The sequence below is a fragment of the Rhizobium sp. P32RR-XVIII genome, from assembly GCF_012641395.1.
Classification (GTDB): Bacteria; Pseudomonadota; Alphaproteobacteria; order Rhizobiales; family Rhizobiaceae; genus Rhizobium.
This window is the reverse complement of sequence record NZ_JABAIH010000088.1, coordinates 1-737: the sequence shown is the minus strand read 5'-3', so window position 1 is coordinate 737 and position 737 is coordinate 1. Positions and strand designations below refer to the sequence as shown.

The 737-nt window shown below is 63.0% G+C and carries 1 protein-coding gene; it reads left to right on the top strand.

The features are described from left to right. On the top strand, positions 1–535 hold a 535-nt coding region (locus tag HGP14_RS35170), incomplete at its 5' end, for an aminoacyl-tRNA deacylase (RefSeq protein ID WP_246704777.1). Between the last annotated feature and the right edge of the window lie 202 nt (positions 536–737).

Below are 737 nucleotides of genomic sequence, written 5' to 3'. Positions count from 1 at the left end.
GGGGCCTCACAATGGAAGGTCTCGCCCGGAGGGTGGGATTGTGACCATTGCATTGACACTCCAGGCATATCTCGATCGCAAGGGCGTCGAGTACGATCTGGTCGAGCACAGGCCGACCAGATCATCGGTGGCGACCGCGCGCGCCTGCCACATCGCGGCCCGCTGGCTGGCCAAAGGCGTCGTGCTGCCCAGACGCGGCGGCTATCTTCTGGTGATTCTGCCGGCCCCCCACCATATGCGGCTCAGGAAACTTAAAGCAGCACTAGGCGATGAGGTGACACTCGTCATAGAGCATGAGCTCGATCAGCTGATCCCGGATTGCGCACACGGCGCTGTTCCCCCGATCGGCGAGTGCTACGGGCTGGACGTTGTCATCGACGGCCACGTCTGCGCCCAACCGGAGGTATACTTCGAGGGCGGCGATCACACCACCCTCGTCCATATGAGCCAGGCACAGGTCGCGCGGCTCATGCGGGAGCCGCTTCGTGTGAATTTCAGCGCTCGCAACCGAGGCCCCACGCCTACGGGCAGCTGATCGAGTGATGCTGCACCCGATCGGCGGAAGAAGGGTCGACGGCGCAATCTCGGTCCGGCCTCGGTTCGACGGATCGATATGAGGAAGGGAGGCGGCGATGTCTTCCAATAGCTACGCCAGCCCGGATGACATTCTCCGGACGATCAAGGACGGCGAGATCGCGATGATCGATCTGCGGTTCGCAGACCTTCCCGGTCTGTGG